This window comes from Microbispora hainanensis (genome assembly GCF_036186745.1).
Lineage (GTDB): Bacteria > Actinomycetota > Actinomycetes > Streptosporangiales > Streptosporangiaceae > Microbispora.
Map to the genome: position 1 here is coordinate 8,473,352 of NZ_CP108086.1, position 25,877 is coordinate 8,499,228.

A 25,877-nucleotide genomic window follows, 5' to 3' on the forward strand; every position below is an offset into this window, starting at 1 on the left:
CATGCGCCCCATGAGCCCCGCGAGCCGGACAACGGGGAGTCTTGGGCGATTGCCGGGCGGCGCTGGGACTCCTTCCCCCGAAGAGAGATCACGCCGCCACATCGCCGGGCAAACGTCACGCCCGTACCACCGGACAGCCAACCGCACGCAAAGGTACGATGCGGGAGCAGGGAGCACGCCGGACGAACCCCCCGTGAGGCGGCATGGCAACGCCAGCAGGATGGCGGCAAGAGGGCAACCTGCCCGTGGAGCTGACGAGCTTCGTCGGGCGCACACGGCTGCTCGCGTCGCTGCGACAGAAGCTGCAGGAGCACCGGCTGATCACCGTCACGGGCATCGGCGGGGTCGGCAAGTCGCGCACCGCGCTGCGCCTCGCGCACCAGGTGCGGCGCCAGTTCAGGGACGGCGTCTGGTACGTCGACCTGGCCCGGCTGCAGGACCCCGCGATGGTCTACCACACGATCACGGCCGCGCTGGGCATCGCCGACCAGTCGCCGCGGGAGGGGTCGGCCACCCTCACCGAATGGCTGGCCGACCGGGAGCTCCTGCTCATCCTGGACACCTGCGAACACCTGGTCGACGCCTGCGCCCAGCTCACCCAGAACCTGCTCAACACCGCGCCGCACCTGCGCATCCTCGCGACGAGCAGGCGGTCGCTCAACGCGCCGGGCGAGTACACGGCCGCCGTGCCGCCGCTGACGGTGCCCGGCGACAACCCGTCGGAGAATCCGTTCACCAACGAGGCCGTCGAGCTGTTCGGCATCCGGGCCTCCGCCGTCGTGCCCGACTTCGTGGTGGACGAGGACAACGTCTCGGCCGTGGCCGAGCTGTGCCGCCGTCTCGACGGAATCCCGCTGGCCATCGAGCTGGCCGCCGTACGCCTGCGCACGCTGTCGGTCCAGCAGATCCTCGCGCTGCTCGCCGACCGGTTCAGCCTGCTCGCCGGGGCCAGCCGTACGGCGCTGCCGCGGCATCAGACGCTGCGCGCGGCGATCGGGTGGAGCCATGAGCTGTGCGAGCCGGCCGAGCGGCTGCTGTGGGCGCGGCTGTCGGTGTTCGCCGGCGACTTCGACCTCGACGCGGCCCGCAGCGTCTGCGCCGGCGAGGCGCTGCCGGCCGAGCAGGTCCTCGACGTGATCGGCGGCCTGGTCGACAAGTCGGTCCTGCTGAGCTTCCCCACCCCGGCCGGACAGCGCTACCGGCTGATCGACACGCTGCGGCAGTACGGCGGCGAGTGGCTCGACAAGCTCGGCGAGACGCAGGACCTGCGGCAGCGCCACCGCGACTACTACCTGCAGCTCGCCGAGCGCAGCGAGCACTCGTGGTCGGGGCCGCGCCAGGTGCACTGGTACACGCGGATGCGCCAGGAGCACGACAACATCCGCGTCGCGCTCGACTACTGCCTCTCGACGCCGGGTGAGGAACGCGTCGGCCTCGAGCTGCTGTCGGCCCTGTGGTTCCTGTGGGTGGCCTGCGGCTTCGCCCGCGAGGGCGTGGTCTACCTGGAGCGCGCGCTAAAGACCAGTCCCTCGCCCAGCAAGGAGCGCTGCAAGGCCCTGTGGGTGCTGGCCTACATCCGCAGCGCCCAGGGCGACATGGCGGGCGCGCTCTCGGCGGCCGAGCAGTGCAGCACCGACGCGGTGCGCGTGGGCGACTCGGGCGCGGTGCTGCTGGCCACCAAGATGCAGGGCACCGCGGCCATGCTGCAGGGCGACGCGAAGAAGGCGACGGCGCTGCTCGGTGTCGCGATCGAGTTCCACCGCGGCGGCCGGGAGCTGAACCCGGGCCTGCTGCCGGCGATCGTCGAGCTGTCCATGGTGTTGTTCGCGCAGGGCGACTATGAGGAGGCGGAGACGCTGCTGGCCGACTGCCTGCAGGTCTGCCAGGAGCGCGGCGAGCTGTGGCTGCGGTCCTACGCCTGGTATGTCTCCTCCCTCGTTCACCGCGCGACCGGCAGGCGCGACGAGGCGCTGGTGGCGTGCAAGGAGGCGCTGCGCATCAAGCGGCACTTCCACGACGTGCTCGGGATCGTCCTGTGCGTGGACAACCTCGCCACGCTGAACCTGGAGGCCGGCGAGCCGGAACGGACGGCGACCCTCCTCGGGGCGGCCCAGGCCAACTGGCGGACCTTCGGGCTGCCCCAGTTCGGGTCGCCGTTCTTCACGACCGAGCACGAGCAGTGCGTCAAGGAGTGCAAGAAGCTGATCGGCGACGCCGCCTACGACGAGGCGTACGCCGTCGGGACCCGGTTCAGCCTCGGCGACCTCGTCGAGTACGCGCTGGACGACCTCGACGACTTCCACCTCGGCTGACCGGGCCGCCGATCGGCGGTGATCACTGCCAGGCGCCGAAATACCGGGAGCTGGTCAGCGAGTAGTCCACGCTGCCGCTGATCCAATACTGCAGGCCCCGCACGTACGCGCTGACGGCGGGCGAGCCGAGCGCCTCGGCGGCCGGGGCGAGCGTCGCCATCGCGGCGACCGCCTCGTCGCGCATCGCGCCGATCCGGTCCATCGCCTCCTGGACCGTGCACCCGGTGTGCCCGACAAGCACGCTGACGAGGTTGTTGCGGATGTTGGCCTCATCCCGCTCCTTGGCGTACGAGATGAGGTCGTTGTCCCAGACGACCACGTCGTTGGCGTGCTCGGTCATCTCGTGCACCACCGGATGCCGCCACTCGTCGGTGGTGAGGCAGACCTCCGCGGCCACGTCGATCAGCGCGAAGACGGTGAGCATCGCACCGGTCCTGCGGCGCATGAAGATGTAGTCGTCGATCGTCGGGACGACGTCGTCCTCCCGGTTGGCGGCCTCCCAGACCTGGGCGAACAGGTAGTCCTTGACCGTCGCCCGCCACCGGTCGAGCTGGTCGGGGGTGCCGTTCCTCCTGATCCGCGTCTTGATGTCGAGCAGTGCGCGGGCGAAGACGTTCTCGACGGGTTCGTCACCCTCGTTGTCCTCGACCACGGTGTAGAGCTGGGGCAGGGCACGGGCGATCTCGGCCGCCCGCCGGTCCGACTCACAGTAGGCGTCGTCGAACGCGAACAGCCACACGCACCAGTCGGTGACGAGCTGGCACAGCTCCCGGGAGGCGTACGGGTAGGTCCGGGCGCCGAGCCATCCGTAGCGAGCGAGCCGGAAACGCTCGAACTGGTCGTCGTCGGCGATCATGCCGGAGGCGGCCAGCCAGGCCAGAGTGTCCCGGTTCACCTCGTCGACGTGCGGGTTCACCGCACTCGGGAAGGGGCAGGTGAGCGAGGGAAGGCGGAGGGGGCTCCCTCTCAGGGAATCCGCTTTCGCAGTAGCCATCCGACAAGCATGGTCCCACCAGATGATCGGCGCCAGCCTTGCCATAATTACGGACACACCGGCCATACAGATCTAACCAGACAGATCCATTCAGCCGGACGAGTCCTCGATGAGAGCGACGATCTCCGCGTCGCCGAACATGCGGGCGGCGTCGACGGCCGACGGCGTCCCGGCGTAGCGATCGGCTCCCAGCTCCAGCAGCGCCCGCACGACCTCGGGCTCCTTCTTGAACACCGCACCGGCGAGCGGGGTCTGCCCGCGGTCGTTGGCGAGGTCGGGGTCCGCGCCCCGCTCGACCAGGGCGCGTACGGTGGCGGCGTGGCCGTGGTAGGCCGCCAGCATGAGCAGCGTGTCGCCCTTCTGGTTGCGCAGGTCGACGGGCACGCCCGCGTCGACGTACGCGCACAGCGCCTCGGTCCGCCCCGACCTCGCGAGGTCGAAGAGCCTGGTGGCGAACTCCTCCATCTCAGGGTCCGGCTCCTTGTTCCCCATGGTCCAACGGTAAGGTCGCCGCTACCCCTCCGGAATCGACCGGGGGTCCCGTAGGTTCAGTAGGTAAAGACTTCGTGAGAAAGGCTGGGACACGTGTCCGACCCCACGGATCTCTATCGGCTCGACGGGGACCTGCCCGAGCTGACCGATCCGGTGCTGCTCTACCACTTCGAGGGGTTCGTCGACGCCGGCGCCGCCGGACGGCTCGCCCTGGGGCACCTCCTCGCCGAACTGGAGCACCGGGTCATCGCGACCTTCGACGTGGACCGGCTGATCGACTATCGGTCCCGCCGCCCGGCGATGACCTTCGACACCGATCACTGGAGCGACTACGACACCCCTGAGCTGGTCGTCTACCTGACCAAGGACGTCACGGGCACGCCGTTCCTCATCCTGAGCGGGCCGGAGCCCGACCGGGAGTGGGAGCTGTTCACCGAGGCCGTCGGCATGCTGGTGACCCGGCTCAACATCGGCAAGCTGGTGACCGTCCACGGCATCCCGATGGGCGTCCCGCACACCCGGCCGCTCGGCCTGACGGCCCACGCCACCCGCCCCGACCTCGTGAACGGGCAGACCAGCCCCTTCGGCAAGGTCCGCGTGCCGGGGAGCCTCGCCGCGCTCATCGAGTTCCGCCTCGGGACGAAGGGCCACGACGCGCTCGGCTACGCCGTCCACGTGCCCCACTACCTCGCCCAGGCGGAGTATCCGCAGGCCGCCGTGGCGGCGCTGGAGGCCGTCACCCGCGGCACCGGGCTGGTCTTCCCCATGGACACGCTCAGGGACGCGGCCGACAAGACCAACGTCGAGATCGAGGAGCAGATCGCGGCGTCCGAGGAGCTCGCCGGGGCCATCCGCGGCCTGGAGCAGCAGTACGACGCGTTCCAGTCGGGCACCGAACGGGAGAGCCTGCTGGCCGAGGAGGTGAAGATGCCCACGGGCGACGAGCTCGCCGCCCAGTTCGAGGCGTTCCTCGCCGAACGGGACGAGGGCGACGCCTGAGCCGCCCCTCCGCCGCGCTTGAACCGTTCGAAGGACTCCCGCGCCTCATGCCGCCCTCAGATTTCCCCGAAATCCGCGTCGGACTGGTCGGTTTCGGTCCGGCCGGATCCTTCTTCCACGCGCCGCTGATCGCCGCCACGCCGGGGCTGCGCCTCGCCGCCGTCGTCACCCGCGACCCCTCCAGGGCCGAGCGGGTCCGTGCCGGCCATCCCGGCGCGGCCGTCGTCCCCGCCGCGGACGACCTGTGGGACCACTGCGATCTCGTGGTGATCGCGTCGCCGAACCGCACCCACGTGCCCCTGGCGACCGAGGCGATCAAGGCCGGGCTTCCCGTGGTCGTGGACAAGCCGCTGGCCGGCGCCGCCGCGGAGGCCCGCGACCTCGTACGGCTCGCGCGCGACCGCGGGCTGATGCTGACGGTCTTCCAGAACAGGCGCTGGGACGGCGACTTCCTGACGCTGCGCCGCGTGCTGCCCGAGCTGGGCGAGGTCCACCGGTTCGAGTCGCGGTTCGAGCGGTGGCGGCCGGTGCCCAAGGGCGGCTGGCGCGAGTCGGGCGGGCCGGAGGATGTCGGCGGCACCCTCTACGACCTCGGCAGCCATCTGGTGGACCAGGCGCTGCGGTTGTTCGGCCCGGTCTCCCACGTGTACGCGGAGACCGACGTCAGGCGGGACGGGGTGCGCAACGACGACGACGCGTTCGTGGCGCTGACCCACCGGAACGGGACCCGGTCGCACCTGTGGATGAGCGCGGTGGCCGCCGACCTCGGCCCGAGGTTCCGCGTGCTCGGCTCCCGCGCGTCCTACGTGAAGTGGGGCCTGGACCCCCAGGAGGAACGCCTGCGGGCGGGCGAGCGGCCGGACGCCGCCGGCTTCGGCCCAGGCGGCGGCCCGGGTGAGGGTACGGGAGCCGGATGGGGCGCGGAGGCCCCGGAGCGCTGGGGCACGCTCGGAGCCGAGGGCGACTGCCGCCGGGTGCCCACCGAGCCCGGGGCCTACCAGCGGTTCTATGAGGGAGTCGTGGCCTGCCTGCGGGACGGCGCGCCGCCGCCGGTCGAGCCGGACGACGCCGTGGACGCGATCGCCGTGCTGGAGGCCGCCGTCCTGTCGGCGACCCGCGGCCAGGTGGTCGGCCTCCCCGGCCGGGAGGAATAGCACCCGACCGGGGAGGAGCACCCGGCAGGGAGGAATAGCAGCCGGCAAGGCGAAGTCGCCTGGGGAGGGAGTGGCGCCCGCTCACTCCGCGGGCCGCGCCGCCGCGGCGTCCGGGACGGGCGGGGCGGTGGCGAGCCTGCGGACGGCCTCGATCACCGTCTCGCGCCGCCGGGCGAACGCGGCCTCCTCGGTCTCCTCGTCCAGGACGAGGCGGCACATCCGGGGCACCGCGAAGTTCCACGAGATCAGGCCCATGACGGTGAACAGCAGATCTTGGGCCGCGCGGACCCGCGCATCCTCGGGAAGGTGGCCGACCGGGCCCGCGTCGGCGAGCTGACCGGCCTTCTCGCGGAAGGCGTCGCGCCGCTCCCGCTCGCTCTCGCCGGGCTCGTCGCGCACCTCCAGCGCCTCCCACAGCAGCAGCCTGATCAGCTCCGGGTGCTCCCGATACCAGTCGAACATCTGCCCGACCGACTCTGCCACCGCGCCGGGGTCGACGGAGACGGAGGCGCGGACCTCCTCCAGCTTCGCCCGCACGACGGCGGCGAACAGCTTCTCCTTGCTGCCGTAATAGAGGTAGATGGCCTGTTTGTTGGCCTTGGCGGCCGTCGCGATGCGGTCCACCCTGGCCCCGGCCAGCCCGTGCTCGGCGAACTCGGCGATGGCGGCGTCGAAGATCCTCCGTCTGGTGTCCTCCGCGTCGTAGGCCATGGACGAATTAAACCATCCGGTTGACTCCGCCCCGTACGAGCGGCAATATCGGGGTCGGCAATAAAACAACCAGATGGTTTATTTCATCGAGAGGCTCTCCCATGAGCACTGCGACACCCATCCCCGTACGGTCGCCGCTGCCCGGCGCGCTCTCCGGCGCGACCGTCGTCCTCGTCGGCGGAAGCTCGGGCATCGGGCTGGCGGCGGCCGTCCTGCTGCGGTCGATCGGCGCCCGCGTCGTGCTGGTCGGCCGCGACCCCGACCGGCTGGAGGCCGCCGCCTCCCGGGTGCGAGGCTCGGGCCCGGACGACGCCGTGCTGGGCGTCACCGGTGACGGCGGCGACGAGCGGACCCTCGCGGAGGCGTTCGACCGGGCGGGCCGGGTCGACCACGTGTACGTCACCGCGGGCGGCATCAGCGGCGCCGGCCCGCTGGCCGCCCTCTCGGCCGACGACATCCGCACGACCCTCGGCTCGGGCTCCCTTCAGACGGCCTTCACGGTCGCCCGCGCGGCGGCGACCCGGCTTCCCGCGGGCGGCTCGCTCACGTTCAGCTCGGGCATCCTCGTGGTCCGCCCCGCTCCCGGGATGACCGTCCCGCTGTCGGCCGCCGGCGCCGTGGAGACCCTCACCAGGGCACTCGCCGTGGAGCTCGCCCCCGCACGGGTGCGCGTGAACGCCGTACGCTACGGCCGGATCGACACCCCGCTCCTGCGTTCGCTGCCGGGGCTGGACTCCGACGACGCGGTCGCCGCCGCCGGGACGTCCGTCCCCCTCGGCCGCTTCGGCACCGCCGAGGAGGCCGCCGCCACGGCCGTCTTCCTCATGGCCAACAACCACGTCACCGGCCAGGTCATCACCGTGGACGGCGGCGAGACCCTCGTCTGAACCCGCCCGCGCCGGCTGTCAGTCGCGCAGCCGGCCGCGCAGGGCCTCGGTGTCGGCGTCGGTCCAGCCGTGGGCGCGCAGCCAGGCGAGAGGGCCGCCGAACCGGTCGTCCAGCGTCGCCAGGAACTGCCCCATGTATTCGGGCCGCGGCAGGTGGCTGTCGGCCGGCTTCGAGTCGAGGTCCTCGCGGTAGGTGCGGCTGGCGCGCAGCCGGGCGAGGATGCCCTCCAGCCGTTCGCCGGTGGCGACGTAGTCCTCGATGATCGCCTCCCGGGTGGCGCCCGCGACGGCGAGCGCCAGGGCGCAGACCACTCCGGTGCGGTCCTTGCCCGCCGCGCAGTGGACCACGGCCATGCCGTCGTCACGGGCGAGCACCCGCAGGGCGGCCACCACCGAGTCGGGCCGGTCCCGCAGATATCCGTAGTAGTAGCCGGTCACGCGGAGCTCGGCCAGGTCCTCCTCGGCCCGCTCGCCCTGCCACGGCAGTGCCCGCTCGTCGACCGTGTCGGCCTCGACGTCGGTGAGGTGCCCGCCCTCCGCGAACAGGCTGTGGTGGTGGATGCCGACCTCCGGCAGGCGGGTCAGCGGACCGGGCCCCTCCAGGCGTACCTCGGTGTGCGACCGCAGGTCGACCACGTGCCGCAGCTTGAGGTCGCCCACGAGCAACGCCACGTCATTGTCGGTCAGGCCCTGCAGGTTGTCGGCCCGCAGGATCCGGCCGGGCGCCGTGGTCCCGCCGTCCACCGTGGGCAGGCCGCCGAGGTCCCGTACGTTCGCCGCGCCTTCCAGAACGATCCAACGCTCGTATGCATTCATCGAGCCGAGCCTAACCGGCCCGCTATGACGGAAGAATGAGTGCAGAGTGAATATCTGCACCATCCGTCGCATCGATCCCGATAATGACCTAAAAGTCCCGTCCAAGGCGGACGAGCTGCCGACTCTTACCCCTGACGGTCAACTTCTCACCCGGTCATCGCCAAACAGCCGTAATGTATGGCCTCGCGGACGCTTTTCGATCAACGGGCTCGGCGGAGCGATCGGAAGCGTGGCCGCGACGGACCGCCCCCAGCGACACCCAGATGGAGGATCCCGGATGGCACGGCCGGCGCACCGGTTGACCATGGCCGCTCTCGCCCTCGCCGTCAGCGGCGTGACCGTGGCGCTTCCCATGGCGCCGGTCCACGCGGAGTCCCTCACGGCCGCGCGCACCGCGACCGCCACGCCCTCCGCCGTCCGGGGGCTCGCGGCGGCGGCCGCCCCGCGGCGTACGGCCGCGCCGAGGCCCGGTGACGACTCGCGCGCGCAGCACCGCCTGGTCGGCGCCTGGACCACCGCGACCGACCGGATCAGCGCGGCCCTCGGCGGGCAGACCATACGCATGGTCGTGCGCGCCAGCGTCGGCGGCACCGGCATGCGCCTGCGTCTGTCCAACCTCTTCGGGGCGGCGCCGGTGACGTTCGCCGACGTCCACGTGGGCGTCCAGGCGTACGGCGCCGAGATCATCGCGGGCACCAACCGGCCGGTGACCTTCCGCAAGCGCACCTCGGTCAAGGTGCCGCCGGGCCAGGCCGTCTGGAGCGATCCGATCCCGGGCCGGGTCGCCGGCGGATCGGCCCTGGTCGTCAGCCTCCACCTGCCCGGCACGGTCAGGGGCGTGACCGGGCACGAACGCGCCTACAGCACCACCTACCTGTCCGAGCCGGGGGACTTCGCGGCGGAGGAGAGCGGCGAGGGCTTCACCTACACGAGCACCCAGTGGTACTTCCTCGACCGGATCGCGGTCGAGGCGGGCGCGACCACGATCGGCTCGGTGGTCGCGTTCGGCGACTCGATCACCGACGGCACCGGCCAGGCCGTCGACGCCAACCGCCGCTGGACCGACTATCTGCGGCAGCGGCTGGCCCGCCAGTCGCAGTCGCGGCGGCTGGGCGTGCTCAACGCCGGCATCGCCGGAAACCGGCTGCTGCACTCCAACGTCGGCCCGAGCGGGGTCAGCCGGTTCTACCGCGACGCGCTCAGCCAGCCCGGGGTGCGCACGGTGGTGATCTACGAGGGGATCAACGACATCTCCCGGGGCGAGTACACCTCGATCAAGCCGCTCGTTTACGGATACAAGCGGCTGGTCCAGGCGGCGCACGCCCGCAAGGTCAAGGTGCTGGTCGCGACGCTCACCCCGTTCTACGGTTTCGGCACCTGGACCCCGGAGCGCGAGGAGCTCCGGCAGCGGCTGAACACGTGGATCCGCACGAGCAAGATGTTCGACGGCGTGCTCGACTTCGACCGGGCCGTACGCGACCCCGACTTCCCCGAGCAGCTCGCCGTCCCGTACGACTCGGGTGACCACCTGCACCTCAGTGACGCCGGGCGGCTCGCGCTCGCCGACGCGGTGAACCTCCGCATGCTCTGATCCCGGAACGGCCACGGGGTCGCTACCGTGTGACCATGGTCGCCCCCCTTGAGCCAGACGACCCGCGCACGCTCGGCGGGTTCCGTATCAGCGGCCGTCTCGGCGAGGGCGGCCAAGGCGTCGTCTATCTGGGACACGCCCCGGACGGCGCCCCGGTCGCGGTCAAGGTGCTCAAGACCGGGCTCGACCCCGTCGTCCGGGCACGGCTGGCGCGCGAGCTCGACGTCCTGCGCGGCGTCGCCCCCTTCTGCACCGCCAGGGTGATCACGGCGATGGTGGACGGGCGCGAGCCGTACGTCGTGAGCGAGTTCGTCGACGGCCCCTCGCTGCAGCAGCGGGTGGCCGCGTCGGGCCCGCTGCGCGGGGGCGAGCTGGAACGGCTCGCGGTGGGGACGGCGACCGCGCTGGCGGCGATCCACGGCGCGGGCATCGTGCACCGCGACTTCAAGCCGGCCAACGTGCTGCTGGGGCCGGACGGCCCCCGCGTGGTCGACTTCGGCATCGCCCGCCACGACGAGAGCGAGACGATGACCGCGGGCCCGGTGGGCACCCCGGCCTACCTGGCGCCCGAGCAGATCGCGGGGCATCCGGCCTCTCCCGCCTCCGACGTGTTCGCGTGGGGCGCGACGATCGTCTTCGCCGCCTCCGGCAGGGCGGCGTTCGGCGCCGGGAACGTCGCCGCCGTGCTGCACCGGATCATGACGACCTTCCCCGATCTGACGCCGGTGCCCCCGCCCCTGCGGGCGCTGGTCGAACGCTGCCTCGCCAAGGATCCCGCCGTCCGCCCCACCGCCCGCGACCTGCTGCTCGAACTGGTCGGCACCCCGACCCTCCCGGGGCGTACGGGGGCGGCGGCGAACGTCTCTCCCGGCGGGCCCGCGCAGCCGTACGATCCGACTTCGGCGACCTCGCCGTCGGCGAGCCCGGCCGGAGCGCATACCGCCCCCGGAGGCGGAGCGGCGGACAGCATGCCCGGGGGCGGCCGGGGCGGGTCGCGCCTGCGGGTCCTGGCCGGGGCCGGCGCCGCCGTGGTGGCTCTCGGGATCACCGCCGCGCTGCTGGTGCCGCGCCTGGCCGCGATGTCCGGCGGGCCGTCCCCCACGCCCCTGCCGACCGCGCCCTCGTACGTCCAGAGCACGGAGGCGGCGAGCCCGGCGCCGACCGGTGCCACGACGACAGACGCGGGCGGATACGGCGGCGGGACGGACCCGGCGACCACATCCGCGCCCGCGGGCATCCCCCAGGCGTTCGAGGGAAAGTGGCGGGGGCACATCGCACCCACCGCCGGTCTCCTCACGAGCGAGTACGACATAGAGATCGAGCTGAAGGCCGGCGAGCCGTCCGGCAGATGGAAGGAGCCGGCGAACTCCTGCGACGGCACGCTGCGGCTGACGGGGGCGTCCGGCTCGGCGCTCACGTTCCGGCTGGAGGACGTCCCGAAGTGCGTCCCCGGCGACGTCGTGCTCACCCGGCGGGGGAACGCCCTCGCCTATCGCCACACCGACGACCTCGGCCTGTTCGCCTACGAGGGGACCCTCACCAAGGACTCCTGATCCTGGCGTTCCGGCGGGGCGGGGCCGTGCTGTCGCGCACCACGAGGGTGGTGCCGAGCTCGACGAGCGTCTCGGACGGCCGTTCCCCGTCGGCCAGCGCCAGCACCATCCGCGCGGCGGTGGCGCCGATCTCGAAGAACGGCTGGCGTACCGTCGTCAACGGCGGCGCCACCCAGGCGCAGTGCTCGATGTCGTCGAACCCGACGACGCTGAGGTCGTCGGGGATGCGCAGACCGGCGAGCCGGGCGGCCTCGTAGACGCCGAACGCCTGCAGGTCGTTGCCGCACACGATGGCCGTCGGAGGGTCGGGCAGGGCCAGCAGCTCCGCCCCGAGGTCCCGGCCGTACTCGTACAGGAACGGCCCGTCACGCATGAGCCGTTTGTCGAACGGGACGCCCGCGGTGTCCAGGGCGGCGCGGACGCCGTCGAGGCGCGCCCGCGAGGCCAGGAAGTCGGCCGGCCCGGTGATCACGCCGATCCGCCGGTGCCCCAGGTCGAGCAGGTGCCGGGTGGCCGCGAGCGCGCCGCTCCAGCCGGTCGATCCCACCGACGGCGTGGGATGCACGTCCCCGGTGGGGTCCAGCGCCACGAGGGGGACGCCCGCGGCCTCGAACAGGTCGCGGTGCTCGGTGGTGAATCCGGAGACGACGGCGATCACCCCCACCGGCTGCCGCAGCAACAGGGGTTCCACCCAGGGCAGGCCCGCCGTGACTCGTGAACGTACGTCGGTGAAGCCGACGAAGAGCTGACGGGTGGCCGCGACCTGCTCGACGCCCCGCATGATCTCGACGGCGATGGAGCCCAGCATGTTGCTGCACACCACCTCCAGGCCGTACGCCGACCCGGCGGGCACCTGCCTGCGGAACCCGTGCTCGCGCAGGAGCGCCTCCACCCGCTGCCGGGTGCTCTCCCCCACGCCGGTCCGGCCGTGCAGCACCTTCGAGACCGTCGGCGGTGAGACCCCGGCGAGCTCGGCGATCGCGGCGACGCTGAGGTCGCCGCGCCGAGGGCCTCGGAGCCTGCGCGACCGGCCTCCCTCGATCATGAGCCGAGTCTACGGGACACGGTCCGCCGTCATCCGCGTACGAACGGCTGCGAAACGCTCATCTCGGCATCTCCGGTGTGAGCGCGGTGACCTCGGGTAGTGCGAGCGCGTCCACGCACAGGAGGAAACCCATGGCAACCGACGTCATCAGCCTGATCAAGGAAGATCACCGCGACGTGGAGTCGCTGTTCGAACGGCTCCGGAAGATGCCGGAGAACCGGCCGGCTCTCCTCGCGGAGCTGGCGGCGAAGTTCATCGCCCACAGCGAGGGCGAGGAGGACGAGGTCTACCCCGTGCTCGCCAGGCGGCGGCCCGACGAGAAGGAGGAGGTCCACCACGGAGCCGAGGAGCACCACGAGGCCGAGGAGATGATCTCCCGGCTCCTGGAGACCGCCCCGGAGAGCCCCGAGTTCGAGACACTGCTGCACGAGCTGATCGAGGCGGTGACGCACCACGTCGAGGAAGAGGAGCACGACATCCTCCCGGTGCTGGAGAAGGCCGTCCCCTTCGAGGAGCGGGTGCGGCTCGGCAAGGCGTTCAGCAAGCGGAAGGCCGAGGTGCTCGCCGCGCCGATCAAGCCGCGCTCGCGGACGAAGGACGAGCTGCTGCACCAGGCCAAGGAGCTGGGCGTCGACGCCGCGTCGGGGATGACCAAGGACGAGCTGGTCTCCGCCGTCAAGCAGCAGAAGCAGGCGCAGAGCTGAACCGGGTCGCGGCGCCGCCGGTTCCCCGGCCGGCCGTCACAGGCAGGCGTACAGCGCCGCGATCATGGGTTCCCACCTCGGGTCGGGGCCGGCCGCGCTGACGACGAGACCGCTCGGCGTGTAGGCCAGGCACCTCTCTGGAGGGAGAAGCTCGCGCGTAGCTGATTTCTGCCGACATCAACGGGCACGGAAAGTGATCGTAATACAACAGAGCATGTTCGGGAGATCTTTCGGAGTATCCGCAGCGGCGGCCGCCCCCTCCTTGGGACAGCATCGGCCGGACCGCTCCATGCCCGAATACCCTGGCAGCTTCGGAGGTCAGGTGAGGGTGGGGACCAGGCGGACGAGATCGGTGAGGCCGTCGGCAACGAGGTCGGCCCGGGCGGCGTCCGGGCGCTCGGAGTGCAGGTAGCCCCAGGGTCCCCGGCGCAGCAGGGCCGTACGCATCCCGGCACGCGCGGCCGGCAGGACGTCGTTGTCGAGACGGTCGCCGACGTAGAGGATCTCCCCCGGCTCATGCCCGCAGACGGCCGCGACCTTGGCGAAGAACCCGGGGTCGGGCTTCTCCACCCCCCATCCCGCCGAGGTGTGGATCGCGTCCACCGGCAGGTCCATCGCGACCAGCGCGTCGTACGCCTGGGGCGGCTGGTTGCCCGCGACGATCAGGTCGTAGCCTGCCTCTCGCAGGGCCGCCAGGGCGTGCCGCACGTCCGGGTAGAGGTCCTCGGCGTCGAAGTTCTCGCGCAGCCCGTCGGGGTCCTCGCGCCGCCACGCCTCGATCTCGGCGTCGAGGTCGATCCCCGGCCTGATCAGCTCGAACGCCTCCCGGTGGCTGCGGTCGAGCGCGGCCATGCCGCCGAGAACCCCCATGAAGGTCAGGCGCGGCACGCCCAGCCGGTCGGCCCACCGGGACCAGATCCGGGTCTCGTCGATGAGCGTCTCTCCCACGTCGAACACGAGCGCCCGGACCATAACCGCCTCTCCCTTTCGTCCTGTTACGGCCGCAACTCTACGGTGTGCCGTAACATCGCCCAACGTGAGCGAGACTCGGTATGCCCTGAACAGCATGGTGTGCACAGTCGATCATCTGGCCTCGGCGGCGGGGGTCGCCATGCTGGACAAGGGCGGGAACGCGGTGGATGCGGCCATCGCCGCCAACGCCGTACTGGCGGTCACCGCCCCCCATATGTGCGGTCTCGGCGGCGACCTGTTCGCCCTCGTCCACGACGGCGCCGTGAGCGCGCTCAACGCCTCGGGCCGGGCGGGCTCGGGCGCCGATCCCGACCGGCTGCGCGCCGAGGGCCTCGACCGGATGCCCCACCTGTACGACATCCGCTCGGTGCCGGTGCCCGGCTGCGCCGACGGGTGGCTGGCGCTGCACGAGCGGTGGGCCCGCCTGCCGCTCGGCGACCTGCTGGCCCCCGCGATCCGCCTCGCGACGGAGGGCTTCCCCGCCTCGCCGCTGCTCGCCCCGGGCGGGGAGTTCATCGGCTCGCTGGCCGGAGCCCGGGACTTCGCGGCCGTCCGCCGCGCCGGGGACGTGATCCGCAGGCCCGGCGTCGCCAGGGCGCTCACCGCGCTCGCCGAGGGCGGCCGCGCGGCGTTCTACCAGGGCGAGTTCGGCAAGGGCCTGCTGGAGCTGGGCCGCGGTGAATACACCGAGGAGGACCTGGCCCGGCCGAACGCCGACTGGGTGGAGCCGCTGAGCGTCGAGGCGTTCGGGCACCGGGTCTGGACCGTTCCGCCGAACTCCCAGGGCTACCTGCTCCTGCTTGCCCTGGAGATCCTCACCGAACTGGAGCGGCCCGCCGACCCGGCCGACCCGCGCTGGGCCCATCTGCTGGTGGAGGCGGCCAGGGCGGCCGGGCACGACCGCCTGGACGTCCTGCACGAGGCCGCCGTCGCGCCGCTCGGCACGGCCGCCGCGCGCCGCGCGATGATCGACACCGAGCGGCGCTCCCCCGTGCCCGACGCTCCCGCCGGGCCGGGCGACACGACGTACCTGTGCGTAGTCGACGGCGACGGCATGGGCGTCTCGCTCATCCAGTCGAACGCCTCGGGCTTCGGCAGCCTGCTCTTCGAGCCCAACACCGGGATCAACCTGCACAACCGCGGCATCGGCTTCTCGCTCACGCCCGGCCACCCCGCGGAGTACGGCCCGGGCCGGCGGCCGCCCCACACGCTGTGCCCGGCGCTGATCACCCGGCCGGACGGGGCGCTGCGCACGGTCATCGGCACGATGGGCGGCGACGCGCAGCCGCAGATCCTGCTGCAGCTCGTCACCCGGCTGCTCGCCCACGACCAGACGCCCGGCGAGGCGATCGGCGCCCCCCGCTGGGCGCTCGGCAGCGGCACCGGCTTCGACACCTGGCGGTCCGCCCCCGTCGTGGAGGTCGAGGAGGGCGCGCCGTGGGCCGACGGCCTGCGCGAGCGCGGGCACACGGTCGAGCCGGTGGAGTGGGGCTCCGGCTTCGGCCACGCCCACATGATCGACCGGCTCCCGTCGGGCGTGCTCGCCGGGGCGGCCGACCCCCGCGCGCTGATCGGCGCCGCACTCGGCCGCTGAGCGGTATCGCCGCACCGTGTCGCCGCACCGTGTCGGCGAGCGGTGTCGGCGAGCGGTGTCGCTGAGTCGTCTCGCTCAGTCGCTTCGCCGGGGCCCCTGCCGCTGAGCACCTCTGCCGCCGAGTTCCGGCGGCAGGGGGCCCGGCGCCCGGGTCAGCCGACCCGGGCGGCGGACTCGACCTGCTGCATGGCCTTGCGGATGCGCTTCTCCGAGACCGGCGTGGGAGTGCCGAGCTGCTGGGCGAAGAAGCTCACCCGCAGCTCCTCGATCATCCACCGGATGTCCCGTACGGCCGCGGCGTCCCGCTCCTCGGGCTTCAGCCGGTCGAGCAGGTCGCGATACTCGTCCTCGATGTCGTGCACGCGGTGCATCCACTCGCGGTCGCGGCGGGGGTCGTCGGGGAGCTTGTCGAGCCGGCGCTCGACCGCCCGCAGATAGCGGTGCACGTCGGGCAGCCGGTCGTATCCCGTCTCGGTGACGAACCCGTCGTGCACCAGCCCGTCGAGCTGGTCGGCGATGTCGGCCTTGAGGTCGGCCGCCCCGCCGCCCAGCGCGCCGAGCCGGTTCTGCGCGGCGTGCCAGACCGCCAGCACGCGCTCCACCCGGGAGACGACCTCCTCGGTCGTCTCGAACAGCGAGGCGCGCACGTGGTCGCGCAGCCGCTCGAACCCGGCCTCGTCCCAGACGGGCCCGCCCGCCTGGGCCATGAGCTTGTCGGCGGCGCACGCCGTGCAGTCGTCGAACAGGGCGGCGGCCCCGCCGTGCGGGCTGCGGCTGAGCGCGAGCTTCTGCGCGGTGGTCAGGGTGCGCAGGATGGACTTGGCCGGGCTGACCACGTTGAGCAGCAGCAGCCTCCTGGTGCCCGCCCACATGGCCCGGTCGCGCTCGCGCACGGTCTCGAACATCCGGACCGCGACGCTCGTGCCCTCGTCCACCAGGGCCGGGTAGGCCCGCAGCCTGCCCTGCTCGAACACCTGCGGCAGCGTGCCGATCGTCCAGCCGTGCAGGCCGTCGCGTTCGAGGTCGTCGGCGGCCTTCGACAGCGTGGCGCGCAGCTTCGGCGCGAGCCGCCGCTTGAGCGCCTCCAGGTCCTTGTCCTCGTCCACCGTGCGCTTGCGGTCGTCGATCACCCGGTAGGTGATCCGCAGGTGGGCGGGGAGCTGGTCGAGGGCCCACGCGTCGCGCGGCACCTCCACCCCGGTCAGCGCCCGCAGCTCGCGCTCCAGCGCCTCCAGGATCGGCTCGCCCCCGGGCCGTACGCGTTCCAGCACGGCCTTGGCGTAGTTGGGGGCGGGCACGAAGTTGCGGCGCAGGTTCTTCGGCAGCGACCGGATGAGCGCGGTGACGAGGTCCTCGCGCAGGCCGGGGATCTGCCAGTCGAAGCCGGTCGGGTCGACCTGGTTGAGCACCGCGAGCGGGATGTGGACGGTCACGCCGTCGGCCTCGCCCGTCTCCACCGCGCCGGGCTCGAAGCGATAGGTCAGCCGCATCCGCTGGCCGTTCTGCCGCCAGGCGTCGGGGTAGTCCCTGGCGCTGACCCCGGCGCTGTCGTTGACCAGCATCTCCGGCGAGAACGTCAGCAGGTCGGGCGTCTCCCGCGACACCTTCTTCCACCAGCTGTCGAAGTGCCTGCCCGAGACCACGTCTGCGGGGATCCGCTGGTCGTAGAAGTCGAACAGCGTCTCGTCGTCCACGAGGATGTCGCGGCGGCGGGCCTTCTCCTCCAGCCGCTCGACCTCTTCGAGCAGCTTGCGGTTCTCGTGGAAGAACTTGTGGTGGGTGCGCCAGTCGCCGTCGACCAGCGCGTGCCGGATGAACAGCTCCCGGCTCAGCTCGGGGTCGATGCGGCCGTAGTTGACCTTCCGCTCGGTCACGATCGGCACGCCGTACAGCGTGACCTTCTCCAGCGCGACGACGGCGGCCTGGTCCTTCTCCCAGTGCGGCTCGCTGTAGGTGCGTTTGACCAGGTGCTGCGCGAGGGGCTCGATCCAGCCGGGCTCGATCTTGGCGTTGACCCGGGCCCACAGCCGGGAGGTCTCCACCAGCTCGGCCGACATCACCCACTGCGGCTGCGCCTTGGCCAGGGCCGAGCCGGGGAAAATCGCGAAGCGCGCGTTGCGGGCACCGATGTACTCCGTGATCGGCCTGCGGCCCTCCTGCCTGCGCTTCTCGACGACGTCCTTGACCCCGATGTGCGACAGCAGGCCGGCCAGCAGCGACTGGTGGATCCGCTGGGGATCGGCGGGAACGCTGTTGGGCACGACGTTCAGCGTCCTGGCCACCTGGCGGAGCTGGCTGTCGATGTCCTGCCACTCGCGTACGCGCAGGTAGTTGAGGAACTCGGCCTTGCACAGCCGCCGGAACGCGCTCGACGACAGCTCCTTCTGCTTTTCGCGCAGGTAGTTCCAGAGGTTGAGATAGGTCAGGAAGTCCGATTCCTTGTCGGCGAAGCGGCGGTGCTTCTCGTCGGCCGCCTGCTGCTTGTCGGCCGGCCGCTCGCGCGGGTCCTGGATCGACAGCGCGGCCGCGATGATCATCACCTCGCGGGCGCAGCCGTTCTTGTCGGCCTCCAGCACCATCCGGGCGAGGCGGGGGTCCACCGGGAGCTGGGCCAGCTTGCGCCCGAGCGGCGTGAGCTGCGGGCCCTTCCTCGCCTCCCGCTTCCCGGAATCGCGGGCCGCGCCCTTCCCGGAATCCCGGCCTGCGTCCCTCCTCGTCTCCCGGCCTGTGCCCTTGTCCGCCTCCCGGCCGTCGCCCCTGTCGGTCTCCTGGCCCGCGCCCCTGTCGGCGCCCTTGTCCTCAAGGGCGCCGAGTTCGAGCAGCAGGTTGACGCCGTCCCTCACCTGACGGCTGTCCGGCGGCTCCACGAACGGGAACGCCGCGATGTCCCCCAGGCCCAGCGACGTCATCTGCAGGATGACGCTCGCCAGGTTCGTACGGAGGATCTCGGGATCGGTGAACTCCGGCCGGGAGAGGAAGTCCTCCTCGGAGTAGAGCCGGATGCACACGCCGTCCGACGTACGGCCACAGCGGCCCTTGCGCTGGTTGGCCGACGCCTGAGAGATCGGCTCGATCGGCAGCCGCTGGACCTTCAGCCGGTGGCTGTAGCGGGAGATCCGCGCCGTGCCCGGGTCGACCACGTATTTGATGCCGGGAACGGTCAGCGAGGTCTCGGCGACGTTGGTGGCCAGCACGATCCGCCTGCCCCGGTGGGGCTGGAAGACCCGGTGCTGCTCGGCGGCCGACAGCCGCGCGTAAAGCGGGAGGACCTCCTCGGGACGGCCCTTGAGCGCGTCGGCGGTGTCGCGGATCTCCCGCTCGCCGCTGAGGAAGACCAGGATGTCGCCCGGCCCCTCGGCGCACAGCTCGTCGACGGCGTCGACGATGGCCTGGGTCTGGTCGTCGTCCTCGTCGACCGGGCGGTAGCGGACCTCCACGGGATAGGTGCGCCCGGACACCTCGATCACGGGCGCCGGCTCCCCGCCCGGCTGGGCGAAGTGCCGGGCGAACCGCTCGGGGTCGATGGTCGCGGAGGTGATGACGACCTTCAGATCGGGCCGTCTGGGGAGGAGCTGCTTGAGATAGCCGAGGATGAAGTCGATGTTGAGGCTGCGTTCGTGCGCCTCGTCGATGATCAGCGTGTCGTACTGCAGCAGCAGCGGGTCGGTCTGCATCTCGGCGAGCAGGATGCCGTCGGTCATCAGCTTGACCAGCGTCCCGTCGCTGGAGTGGTCGGTGAAGCGGACCTTGTAGCCGACCGCCTCCCCCAGCTCGATCGACAGCTCCTCGGCGATGCGCTCGGCGACCGTGCGGGCGGCGATGCGGCGCGGCTGGGTGTGGCCGATGACCCCGTGGACCCCCCGGCCGAGCTCCAGGCAGATCTTGGGGATCTGGGTGGTCTTCCCCGAGCCGGTCTCGCCGGCGACGATGACGACCTGGTGGTCCCTGATCGCGGTGAGCAGGTCGTCCTTGTGCCGGCTGACCGGCAGCTCGGGTGGATAGCTGATAGCGGGGACGGCGGCGCGGCGCGCGGCCACGCGGAGTTCCGCGGCCTCCACGTCCCCCGCGATCTCCTGGACGACGGACTGGCGGGCGGCGCGGTCGCGGACCCGGCGCATGCCGTCGAGACGGCGGCGCAGCCTGCGCTGGTCGCGCAGCATCAGGTCGGGGAGGCGGGCCTGGAGATCGGCGAGCGTGTTCATTCCATGCTCAAGGATAGGCAACGCCCCCCGCCGATCTGCCAGCGGTTTTCCGGCGGCCCTTCCGGGGTGGTGTCAGTGGCGGCGCGCCGGCTGGTACTTGTACCCCACGTTGCGGACGGTCACGATACGGCCCGCGTGCCGGCCCAGCTTGCGGCGCAGCCGAAGGATGTGCACGTCGACCGTACGGCCGCCCTCGTCGTCGTACCGGTCCCAGACGGCAGCCATGAGCTGGCGGCGGTTGTAGACCCGGCCGGGGGCCGAGCTGAGGTAGTCGAGCAGCTCGAACTCCCGGAAGGTCAGCTCGATCTCCTCGCCGCCCGCCCGGGCCACCCGCGCGGCCCGGTCGAGGACCAGGTCCTCCTCGGCCGCGGCCGCCCGCCTCTGCAGGACGGCGGCCGGCTGCTCCGGCGCCTCCGCCGCGACTCCGGCGGGCACCAGGTAGCCCACGATCATCAGCGCGGCGCCGGTCTCCGGCACCGGCAGCACGCCGAGTACGGACCCCTGCCCGAGATCAGGGGGCTCATGGCCCTGCTCGCGCCTTCGTTCCACAAAGTCGATCACGTTCTGGTGGGACATGTCCCTCTCCTTGCCTCGTGGCGTACCGGACGGTGGTGACCGCGGTCGTCAACAGGCGGCGGCGCAGACGCGCAGCAGGTCGATGTGCCGGCGCTGGGTCAACCTCCCCGAGGAGTTCATGAGGCCATCATGACAGTGACATTACCCGCTGTCCAGGTAGGAATAAGGGACTTATATCACTCAAGGAATGTCCGGGGATGCTCAGGGATGCCCCGCGGATGCCACGGGCGTGCGCGCCGCCTCCGCCGCGGCCATCGCCGCGCCGATGATCCCGGCCTCGTTGCGCAGCACGGCGGGCACCACCGGGGTGTCCCCGAGGTCGATGTACCGCAGGAACTTGGCGGCCTTCTTGCTCACGCCGCCACCGATGACGATCAGGGTGGGCGACAGCAGGTCGCGCATGCGCCGCAGGTACTCCTCCACGCGCCGGGCCCACTTCTCCCAGCTCAGGTCCTTCTCCTCGCGCACCCGGTCGGAGGCGCGGTGCTCGGCCTCCTTGCCACGGATCTCGATGTGGCCGAACTCGGTGTTGGGCACCAGCACGCCGTCCACGAAGAGCGCGCTGCCGATGCCGGTGCCGAAGGTCAGCACGAGCACGACCCCGCGCCGGCCCCGCCCCGCGCCGAAGGTCATCTCGGCGACACCGGCGGCGTCCGCGTCGTTGAGCACCACCGCCTGCTTCCCGAACAGGTCAGAGCCCCTCACGCCGATCCACGACCTGTCCACGTTGGCCGCCGTTCTGACGACCCCGTCGAGGACCACTCCGGGGAAGGTGACGCCCATCGGGCCGGACCAGTCGAAGTGCGTCACGATCTCGCGTACGGCCTGGGCGACGGCCCCCGGCACGGCGGGCCGCGGCGTGGGGATGCGCAGGCGCTCCCGGGTGAGCGCACCGGCGGCCGTGTCCACCGTGGCGCCCTTGATCCCGGAACCGCCGATGTCGATGCCCAGAACTTCCATGACTCCCCTCCTGGTACGGCCGGACGGCTACCCGGCCGCCGCCGCCTCATGCGCGGTCGCGAGTATCGCACGGCGTCGCAGGACCGGCCGGGTTACGGAAGGTCAGGCCGGGTACGCCCCGAATCGGGGCAAAACACCACAAGGGGGACACGCATGATCAGCACACTCCACAAAATGGGACTGCGCTCCAGCGTGATGTACGGCGCCGCTATGGGGTCGATCGGCATGTCGATCGCCTCCTGGATCATCTCGAACAAATTCGAGGCGGCCGGCATCGAGCGCGCCGACCGCTGGGCGCTGTTCGTCGGCGAGTGGGCGCCGACCTTCTTCGCGATCGGAATCGCCCTGCGCATCGAGGAGATGACCGAGGAGAAGGGGCGGGAGACCCCCGAGTGGCAGGAGCAGAGCAGCGACATCCGCCGCCCCACCCGCGCCGGCGTGTAGCGGCCGGGTCAGGGTTTCCGCGAGCGGCCCGGAGGGACCGGCCGGTCCCTCCGGGCCGCTTCGCGTGCTCCCGGCGTCGCCGGGAAGTGTCGTGGCCGCGGCGGGCACCGCGCGCCGGTCCCGGCGTCCCGCTCGGGCCCTGGGCATCCCGACCACGACCTTGGAGCGGCAGCCGAGCGACTTCCGAGCGACTTCCGAGCGGCTTCTGAGCGGCCTCGGAGAATGAGCCGCGCGTCCGGCCGCGCGCGCCACCGCTCCTGCGAGCAGGCGGCCGGCACGCGGAGGCGACGGGATCCGGCACGCCGACGCTCCGTTAGGCTCGGCGCGCGTGACCCCCGATCCCGCCGCCGTCGCGCGCTGGCTGCGCACGCGGCCCGCCCGCGTGGCCGGCACCCGTGTCCTGGCCGTCGAGGGACGCTCGGGTGCGGGCAAGTCGACGCTGGCCGCCGCCGTGGCCACGGAGCTCGACGCGCCGGTCGTCCGCATGGACGACCTGTACGACGGCTGGGACGGCCTGCAGGCCGGGGTGGACGCCCTGCTGGAGTGGGTGCTGCGTCCCCTGGGCAGAGGGGGCCGGGCACGCTGGCGGCGCTACGACTGGACGCGGGGCCGGTACGCCGAATGGCACGAGCTCCCCGAGTCGGACACGGTCGTGATCGAGGGCGTGGGCTGCGGCGCCCGCGAGGCGGAGCCGTACCTCAGCGGGCTGGTGTGGCTGGAGGCCGGCGAGGAGATCCGCAGGGCGCGGGCGCTCGCCCGCGACGGTGAACTGTACGCGCCCCACTGGCGGCGCTGGGCCGAGCAGGAGGAGCGGTACTACGCCCGCCACGACGTGCGCTCCCGGGCCGGCCTCGTCATCGTCACCGGCTGATCAGCCGAGGCCGGCGCGATACTCCTCGTCGGTCACCGGCCCGTGCCAGTGCGTCGCGCCGCTCGCCGTGACGGCGATGTGCACCAGCGTGTCGTCGTCGACGGCGCCGTGCCAGTGCTTCTCGCCCGGCTGCACGTGGACCCAGTCGCCCGGCCCGATGCGCGTGCCGGTCGTCTCGCCCCAGCGCGTCACCACCCCGCGTCCCGACAGCACGTACAACGCCTGCTCCCCGTCGTGGGTGTGCCAGCCCGAGCGGGCCTGCGGGTCGTAGGAGAATCGCTGGGCACGCAGGCCGTCCGGCTCCGCCTCCTCCAGCGTCGGGGCCTCCCACACGCCGCCGGTGAACCTTTCCGGCCCCGGCCGGACGGTCTTGATGTCACCTTCGCGTACGAACCTCATCGCGCACTCCTTTCACCGCTTTCACCACGGGCCGGTCGCGTCATGCCGCCACCGCCCGCACCCATCGCCGGTCGCCGTGGAGGAAGCCCTCCATCGTGAGCCCGGCCTCGCACAGTAATTCCTCGAACCGGGCGTCCGTACGGCGCCTGCTGACGTACGTGTGCGTCCACCGCCGGTCCCCCACGACATACTCCATCGTCGCGGCGAGCAGATCCGGCTCGGGCCGGCTCACGTCCCTCATGCGGATCACCCGTCCGTCGCGGCGCCTCTCCGACGGCTCCACCGTGTCGTACCACTCGGGCGGCTGGCGCTGGAGGATCACGCACCCGTCCGGGGCGACGTGGCGGCGGCAGGTCCGCAGGAACGCCCGGCACAGGTCGTCGTCGGCGGTGTCGATCACGTACGACATCAGCAGGACCACGTCGAACATCCGGGCCAGGGACAGGTCCTGGATGCGGGACAGGACCGTCTCCGCCCCGTTGATGTGCGCGAGCATCTCGGGCGACTCGTCCACGGCGACCACCTCGTGACCGAGCGCGAGCAGGGCGCGGGTGATCCGGCCCGCTCCCGCGCCGAGTTCGAGGATCGCGGCGCCCTCCGGTATCGCGGCGTGGACGATCTCGGGTTCGCCGTCGGGCGTGAGCATCGCGTAGTAATCGACGGCGCACCCGTCCGGAGTGATCGGACCGGGGCCGGTGCCTTGATAGATGCGTTCTGGCGGCATGATCACCATCCTGCATCACGGGCGGTCCAGTCGTGGCGATTTGTCCGATTTCTTCCGGGTATGTCGTTAATGATGAGTTCTCCGGACCGGAGGTGACAGGCATGAGCCTTCCGACGAGACGCGAGTCCAGGGGTCTCGTTCCCGACCTGTTCGACCTGCTGGAGGCACCGCTGGCCGCGCTCCGGCCGATGGCCGGACAGCAGATGCGGCTTGAGGACTACGTAGAGAACGGCCGATACGTGCTGCGCGCCGAACTGCCCGGGATCGACCCGGACAAGGACGTGGAGATCAGCGTGTCGAACGGCATGCTGACCATCCACGCGGAGCGGCGCCACGAGGAGCGGCAGGCGCACCGCACCGAGTTCCGGTACGGATCCTTCACCCGGTCGGTCATGCTGCCGCCGAACGTGGACGAGAACGACGTGAAGGCCACCTATGACAAGGGGATCCTCGAGGTGAGCGTGCGGCTCGCCCAAGAGAAGGAGGAGCGCAAGCGCATCCCCGTCGAAATGCCGGGGAAGAAGAAGAGCTGAGCTGAGGCGGCTAACACCGGGCCCGTCCGCGTCGCGCGGGCGGGCCCGGGTTCGTCCGCTCGACGTTCGCCCGGCGGCGCCCGCTCGCTTTCTCGTGCTTCGCTTCAAGGGGCGGCACGCACGGTCGCGGGGGGCGCAGGCGTCTCACTCACCCGGGCACGGCACGCACTGCCACGGCTCAGGGCTCGCCCGCTCGCCATGCATGGGCCTGCTTTGAGGCGCGGCGCGCTCCGCTCAGAGCTCACTCCGGCTCACTTCGTCCGGTTTCACGGCCGGCCGGCTCCGGCGGCGCGTTCGGTTCAGGGCAGGTTCAGGGCAGGTTCAGGGCACGGTTCAGGACGCAGACGGGGACCGTACGACGGCGACGGGGCACTCGGCGTGGTGCAGCACTCCCCTGCTGACCGAGCCGAGCATCGCCGAGCCCACCGCGCCCCTGCCGTGGGAGCCGACCACGAGCAGGCCCGCCGCGCGTGACGCCTGGACGAGCGCGTCGACCGGATGCCCGTAGGCGAGCTCCTCACGCACCGGCACGTCGGGATACCGCTTCCGCTGGTCCGCCGGTTTCTCGCGCGTGACGCGCTGATGTGCCTCGCGCACCTCTTCCACGTCATAGGTGATCTCGGGCGCGAGCGGATGGGCGGGCAGGTGCCAGGCGTGCACGGCCCGCAGCGTGGTGCCCTGTGCCCTGGCCTGCTCGAAGGCGTACGCCAGGGCGGGCTCGCATTCGGGCGAGTCGTCCACGCCCACCGCGATCTCCCCTCGCTCGCCGCTCCAGCCTGGCCGTACGACGACGACCGGGCAGGGGGCGTGCCCGGCGACGTTGGTGCTGACCGACCCGAGGACGATGCCGGCGAAGCCGCCCAGTCCCCGGCTGCCGAGCACGATCTCGACGGCCTCCTTGGCCTTGTCCCGCAGGACGCGGGAGGGGATGCCCTCGATGATCTCCGTACTGACCTTGACGTCCGGCTGCCGTTCGCGGGCCACGGCCTCGGCGGCGGCCAGCGCCCGCTCGGCGTGCGCGGTGAGCGGGTCGCCGCCCGAGGTGGGGAACTTCGGGATGCCGTAGGCCCAGTGGTCCACGACCGAGACGAAGCGCAGCGGGCAGCCGCGGCGGGCGGCGTCGTCCGCGGCCCACCGCACGGCGGCCGTCGCGGCGGGCGAACCGTCGGTGCCGACGATGATCGGGCCGGACATGGGCGCTCCTTCCTTCCTCACCGGCCTTCCGGCCTGGAGCCCTTCTCCATGTGACCACCGGCGGCCATGGCCCTCCAGGGTCGTAGGTCCTCAGCCCGGGGCCGCTGCCGGAGCCACTCGGCCGAGAGGGATGCTGGAGTCCTGGAGGTG

Annotated in this window: 23 protein-coding genes; 11 read left to right on the forward strand and 12 right to left on the reverse strand. The window is 72.0% G+C overall.

From position 1 onward, the window contains the following. The first annotated feature begins 203 nt into the window (after positions 1–203). Positions 204–2,312, forward strand: coding sequence for an ATP-binding protein (locus tag OHB01_RS38325; RefSeq protein WP_328854687.1), 2,109 nt, complete (start codon positions 204–206; stop codon positions 2,310–2,312). Between the two features lie 22 nt (positions 2,313–2,334). Here OHB01_RS38325 and OHB01_RS38330 read toward each other — a convergent pair whose 3' ends face one another. Together OHB01_RS38330 and OHB01_RS38335 are read right to left on the reverse strand one after the other, a co-directional pair. Continuing rightward, positions 2,335–3,228, reverse strand: coding sequence for a 4-epi-cubebol synthase (locus OHB01_RS38330; protein ID WP_328710632.1), 894 nt, complete (start codon positions 3,226–3,228; stop codon positions 2,335–2,337). Positions 3,229–3,396: 168 nt separating this feature from the next. Continuing rightward, positions 3,397–3,798 carry an ankyrin repeat domain-containing protein gene (locus OHB01_RS38335; RefSeq protein ID WP_142645606.1) on the reverse strand — a complete coding sequence of 134 codons (402 nt, stop codon included), beginning with the start codon at positions 3,796–3,798 and terminating at the stop codon, positions 3,397–3,399. A 93-nt stretch (positions 3,799–3,891) separates the two neighbouring features. Between OHB01_RS38335 and OHB01_RS38340 the strand changes: the two genes are divergently transcribed. Both OHB01_RS38340 and OHB01_RS38345 read left to right on the forward strand, forming a co-directional pair. Next, positions 3,892–4,797: a PAC2 family protein gene (locus OHB01_RS38340; RefSeq protein ID WP_328854688.1), complete on the forward strand. Its 906-nt coding sequence runs from the start codon at positions 3,892–3,894 to the stop codon at positions 4,795–4,797. 47 nt (positions 4,798–4,844) lie between these two features. Next, the gene (locus OHB01_RS38345; protein ID WP_142645608.1) at positions 4,845–5,951 is read left to right on the forward strand and encodes a Gfo/Idh/MocA family oxidoreductase; all 1,107 of its coding nucleotides are present in this window, start codon (positions 4,845–4,847) and stop codon (positions 5,949–5,951) included. Positions 5,952–6,032: 81 nt separating this feature from the next. Here the strand turns inward: OHB01_RS38345 and OHB01_RS38350 are convergent, their stop codons facing one another. Then, positions 6,033–6,662, reverse strand: coding sequence for a TetR/AcrR family transcriptional regulator (locus OHB01_RS38350; protein ID WP_328854689.1), 630 nt, complete (start codon positions 6,660–6,662; stop codon positions 6,033–6,035). A 101-nt stretch (positions 6,663–6,763) separates the two neighbouring features. Here OHB01_RS38350 and OHB01_RS38355 point away from each other — a divergent pair, with 101 nt between their 5' ends. Then, positions 6,764–7,549, forward strand: a complete 786-nt coding sequence (locus OHB01_RS38355) for an SDR family oxidoreductase (RefSeq protein WP_142645610.1) — start codon at positions 6,764–6,766, stop codon at positions 7,547–7,549. Between the two features lie 18 nt (positions 7,550–7,567). Here the strand turns inward: OHB01_RS38355 and OHB01_RS38360 are convergent, their stop codons facing one another. Beyond that, positions 7,568–8,365: a tyrosine-protein phosphatase gene (locus OHB01_RS38360; RefSeq protein WP_142645611.1), complete on the reverse strand. Its 798-nt coding sequence runs from the start codon at positions 8,363–8,365 to the stop codon at positions 7,568–7,570. Between the two features lie 277 nt (positions 8,366–8,642). On the opposite strand from OHB01_RS38360, the gene OHB01_RS38365 reads away from it, so the two are divergent. Together OHB01_RS38365 and OHB01_RS38370 are read left to right on the forward strand one after the other, a co-directional pair. Continuing rightward, positions 8,643–9,956, forward strand: a complete 1,314-nt coding sequence (locus OHB01_RS38365; RefSeq protein WP_142645612.1) for an SGNH/GDSL hydrolase family protein — start codon at positions 8,643–8,645, stop codon at positions 9,954–9,956. A 35-nt stretch (positions 9,957–9,991) separates the two neighbouring features. Further along, the gene (locus OHB01_RS38370; RefSeq protein ID WP_328854690.1) at positions 9,992–11,509 is read left to right on the forward strand and encodes a serine/threonine-protein kinase; all 1,518 of its coding nucleotides are present in this window, start codon (positions 9,992–9,994) and stop codon (positions 11,507–11,509) included. On the opposite strand, the gene OHB01_RS38375 is transcribed toward OHB01_RS38370, so the two are convergent. Then, positions 11,493–12,554, reverse strand: coding sequence for a LacI family DNA-binding transcriptional regulator (locus OHB01_RS38375; RefSeq protein WP_142645614.1), 1,062 nt, complete (start codon positions 12,552–12,554; stop codon positions 11,493–11,495). The two genes, OHB01_RS38370 and OHB01_RS38375, sit on opposite strands and share 17 nt — an antisense overlap. A 131-nt stretch (positions 12,555–12,685) precedes the next feature. Here OHB01_RS38375 and OHB01_RS38380 point away from each other — a divergent pair, with 131 nt between their 5' ends. Next, complete coding sequence (locus OHB01_RS38380) at positions 12,686–13,258, forward strand: hemerythrin domain-containing protein (protein ID WP_142645615.1); 573 nt, start codon at positions 12,686–12,688, stop codon at positions 13,256–13,258. Positions 13,259–13,576: 318 nt separating this feature from the next. Here the strand turns inward: OHB01_RS38380 and OHB01_RS38385 are convergent, their stop codons facing one another. Then, a complete protein-coding gene (locus OHB01_RS38385) occupies positions 13,577–14,230 on the reverse strand; it encodes an HAD family hydrolase (protein WP_147943229.1) in 654 nt (217 codons plus the stop codon). Between the two features lie 64 nt (positions 14,231–14,294). Between OHB01_RS38385 and OHB01_RS38390 the strand changes: the two genes are divergently transcribed. Beyond that, positions 14,295–15,824 carry a gamma-glutamyltransferase family protein gene (locus OHB01_RS38390; protein WP_328854691.1) on the forward strand — a complete coding sequence of 510 codons (1,530 nt, stop codon included), beginning with the start codon at positions 14,295–14,297 and terminating at the stop codon, positions 15,822–15,824. A 152-nt stretch (positions 15,825–15,976) separates the two neighbouring features. On the opposite strand, the gene hrpA is transcribed toward OHB01_RS38390, so the two are convergent. The 3 genes from hrpA to ppgK form a co-directional block, all read right to left on the reverse strand. Then, positions 15,977–20,026 carry an ATP-dependent RNA helicase HrpA gene (gene hrpA / locus OHB01_RS38395; protein ID WP_328710635.1) on the reverse strand — a complete coding sequence of 1,350 codons (4,050 nt, stop codon included), beginning with the start codon at positions 20,024–20,026 and terminating at the stop codon, positions 15,977–15,979. Positions 20,027–20,098: 72 nt separating this feature from the next. Continuing rightward, positions 20,099–20,602: a winged helix-turn-helix domain-containing protein gene (locus tag OHB01_RS38400; protein WP_142645619.1), complete on the reverse strand. Its 504-nt coding sequence runs from the start codon at positions 20,600–20,602 to the stop codon at positions 20,099–20,101. A gap of 201 nt (positions 20,603–20,803) precedes the next feature. Beyond that, entirely contained in the window at positions 20,804–21,562 is a 759-nt protein-coding gene (gene ppgK / locus OHB01_RS38405; RefSeq protein ID WP_328854692.1) for a polyphosphate--glucose phosphotransferase, read from the reverse strand. 153 nt (positions 21,563–21,715) lie between these two features. Between ppgK and OHB01_RS38410 the strand changes: the two genes are divergently transcribed. Together OHB01_RS38410 and OHB01_RS38415 are read left to right on the forward strand one after the other, a co-directional pair. Beyond that, positions 21,716–22,006, forward strand: coding sequence for a hypothetical protein (locus tag OHB01_RS38410; RefSeq protein ID WP_142645621.1), 291 nt, complete (start codon positions 21,716–21,718; stop codon positions 22,004–22,006). 328 nt (positions 22,007–22,334) lie between these two features. After that, positions 22,335–22,877: a dephospho-CoA kinase gene (locus OHB01_RS38415; RefSeq protein WP_142645622.1), complete on the forward strand. Its 543-nt coding sequence runs from the start codon at positions 22,335–22,337 to the stop codon at positions 22,875–22,877. On the opposite strand, the gene OHB01_RS38420 is transcribed toward OHB01_RS38415, so the two are convergent. Further along, positions 22,878–23,276 (reverse strand): cupin domain-containing protein, encoded by a 399-nt coding sequence (locus tag OHB01_RS38420; protein WP_328854693.1) that lies wholly within the window; start codon positions 23,274–23,276, stop codon positions 22,878–22,880. It lies immediately after the preceding gene. Positions 23,277–23,316: 40 nt separating this feature from the next. Further along, on the reverse strand, positions 23,317–24,000 hold the full coding sequence (locus OHB01_RS38425; protein ID WP_142645624.1) for a class I SAM-dependent methyltransferase: 684 nt from the start codon (positions 23,998–24,000) through the stop codon (positions 23,317–23,319). A gap of 101 nt (positions 24,001–24,101) precedes the next feature. On the opposite strand from OHB01_RS38425, the gene OHB01_RS38430 reads away from it, so the two are divergent. Further along, positions 24,102–24,533, forward strand: a complete 432-nt coding sequence (locus tag OHB01_RS38430) for an Hsp20/alpha crystallin family protein (RefSeq protein ID WP_142645625.1) — start codon at positions 24,102–24,104, stop codon at positions 24,531–24,533. 333 nt (positions 24,534–24,866) lie between these two features. Here OHB01_RS38430 and OHB01_RS38435 read toward each other — a convergent pair whose 3' ends face one another. Then, entirely contained in the window at positions 24,867–25,727 is an 861-nt protein-coding gene (locus tag OHB01_RS38435) for a universal stress protein (protein ID WP_142645626.1), read from the reverse strand. Between the last annotated feature and the right edge of the window lie 150 nt (positions 25,728–25,877).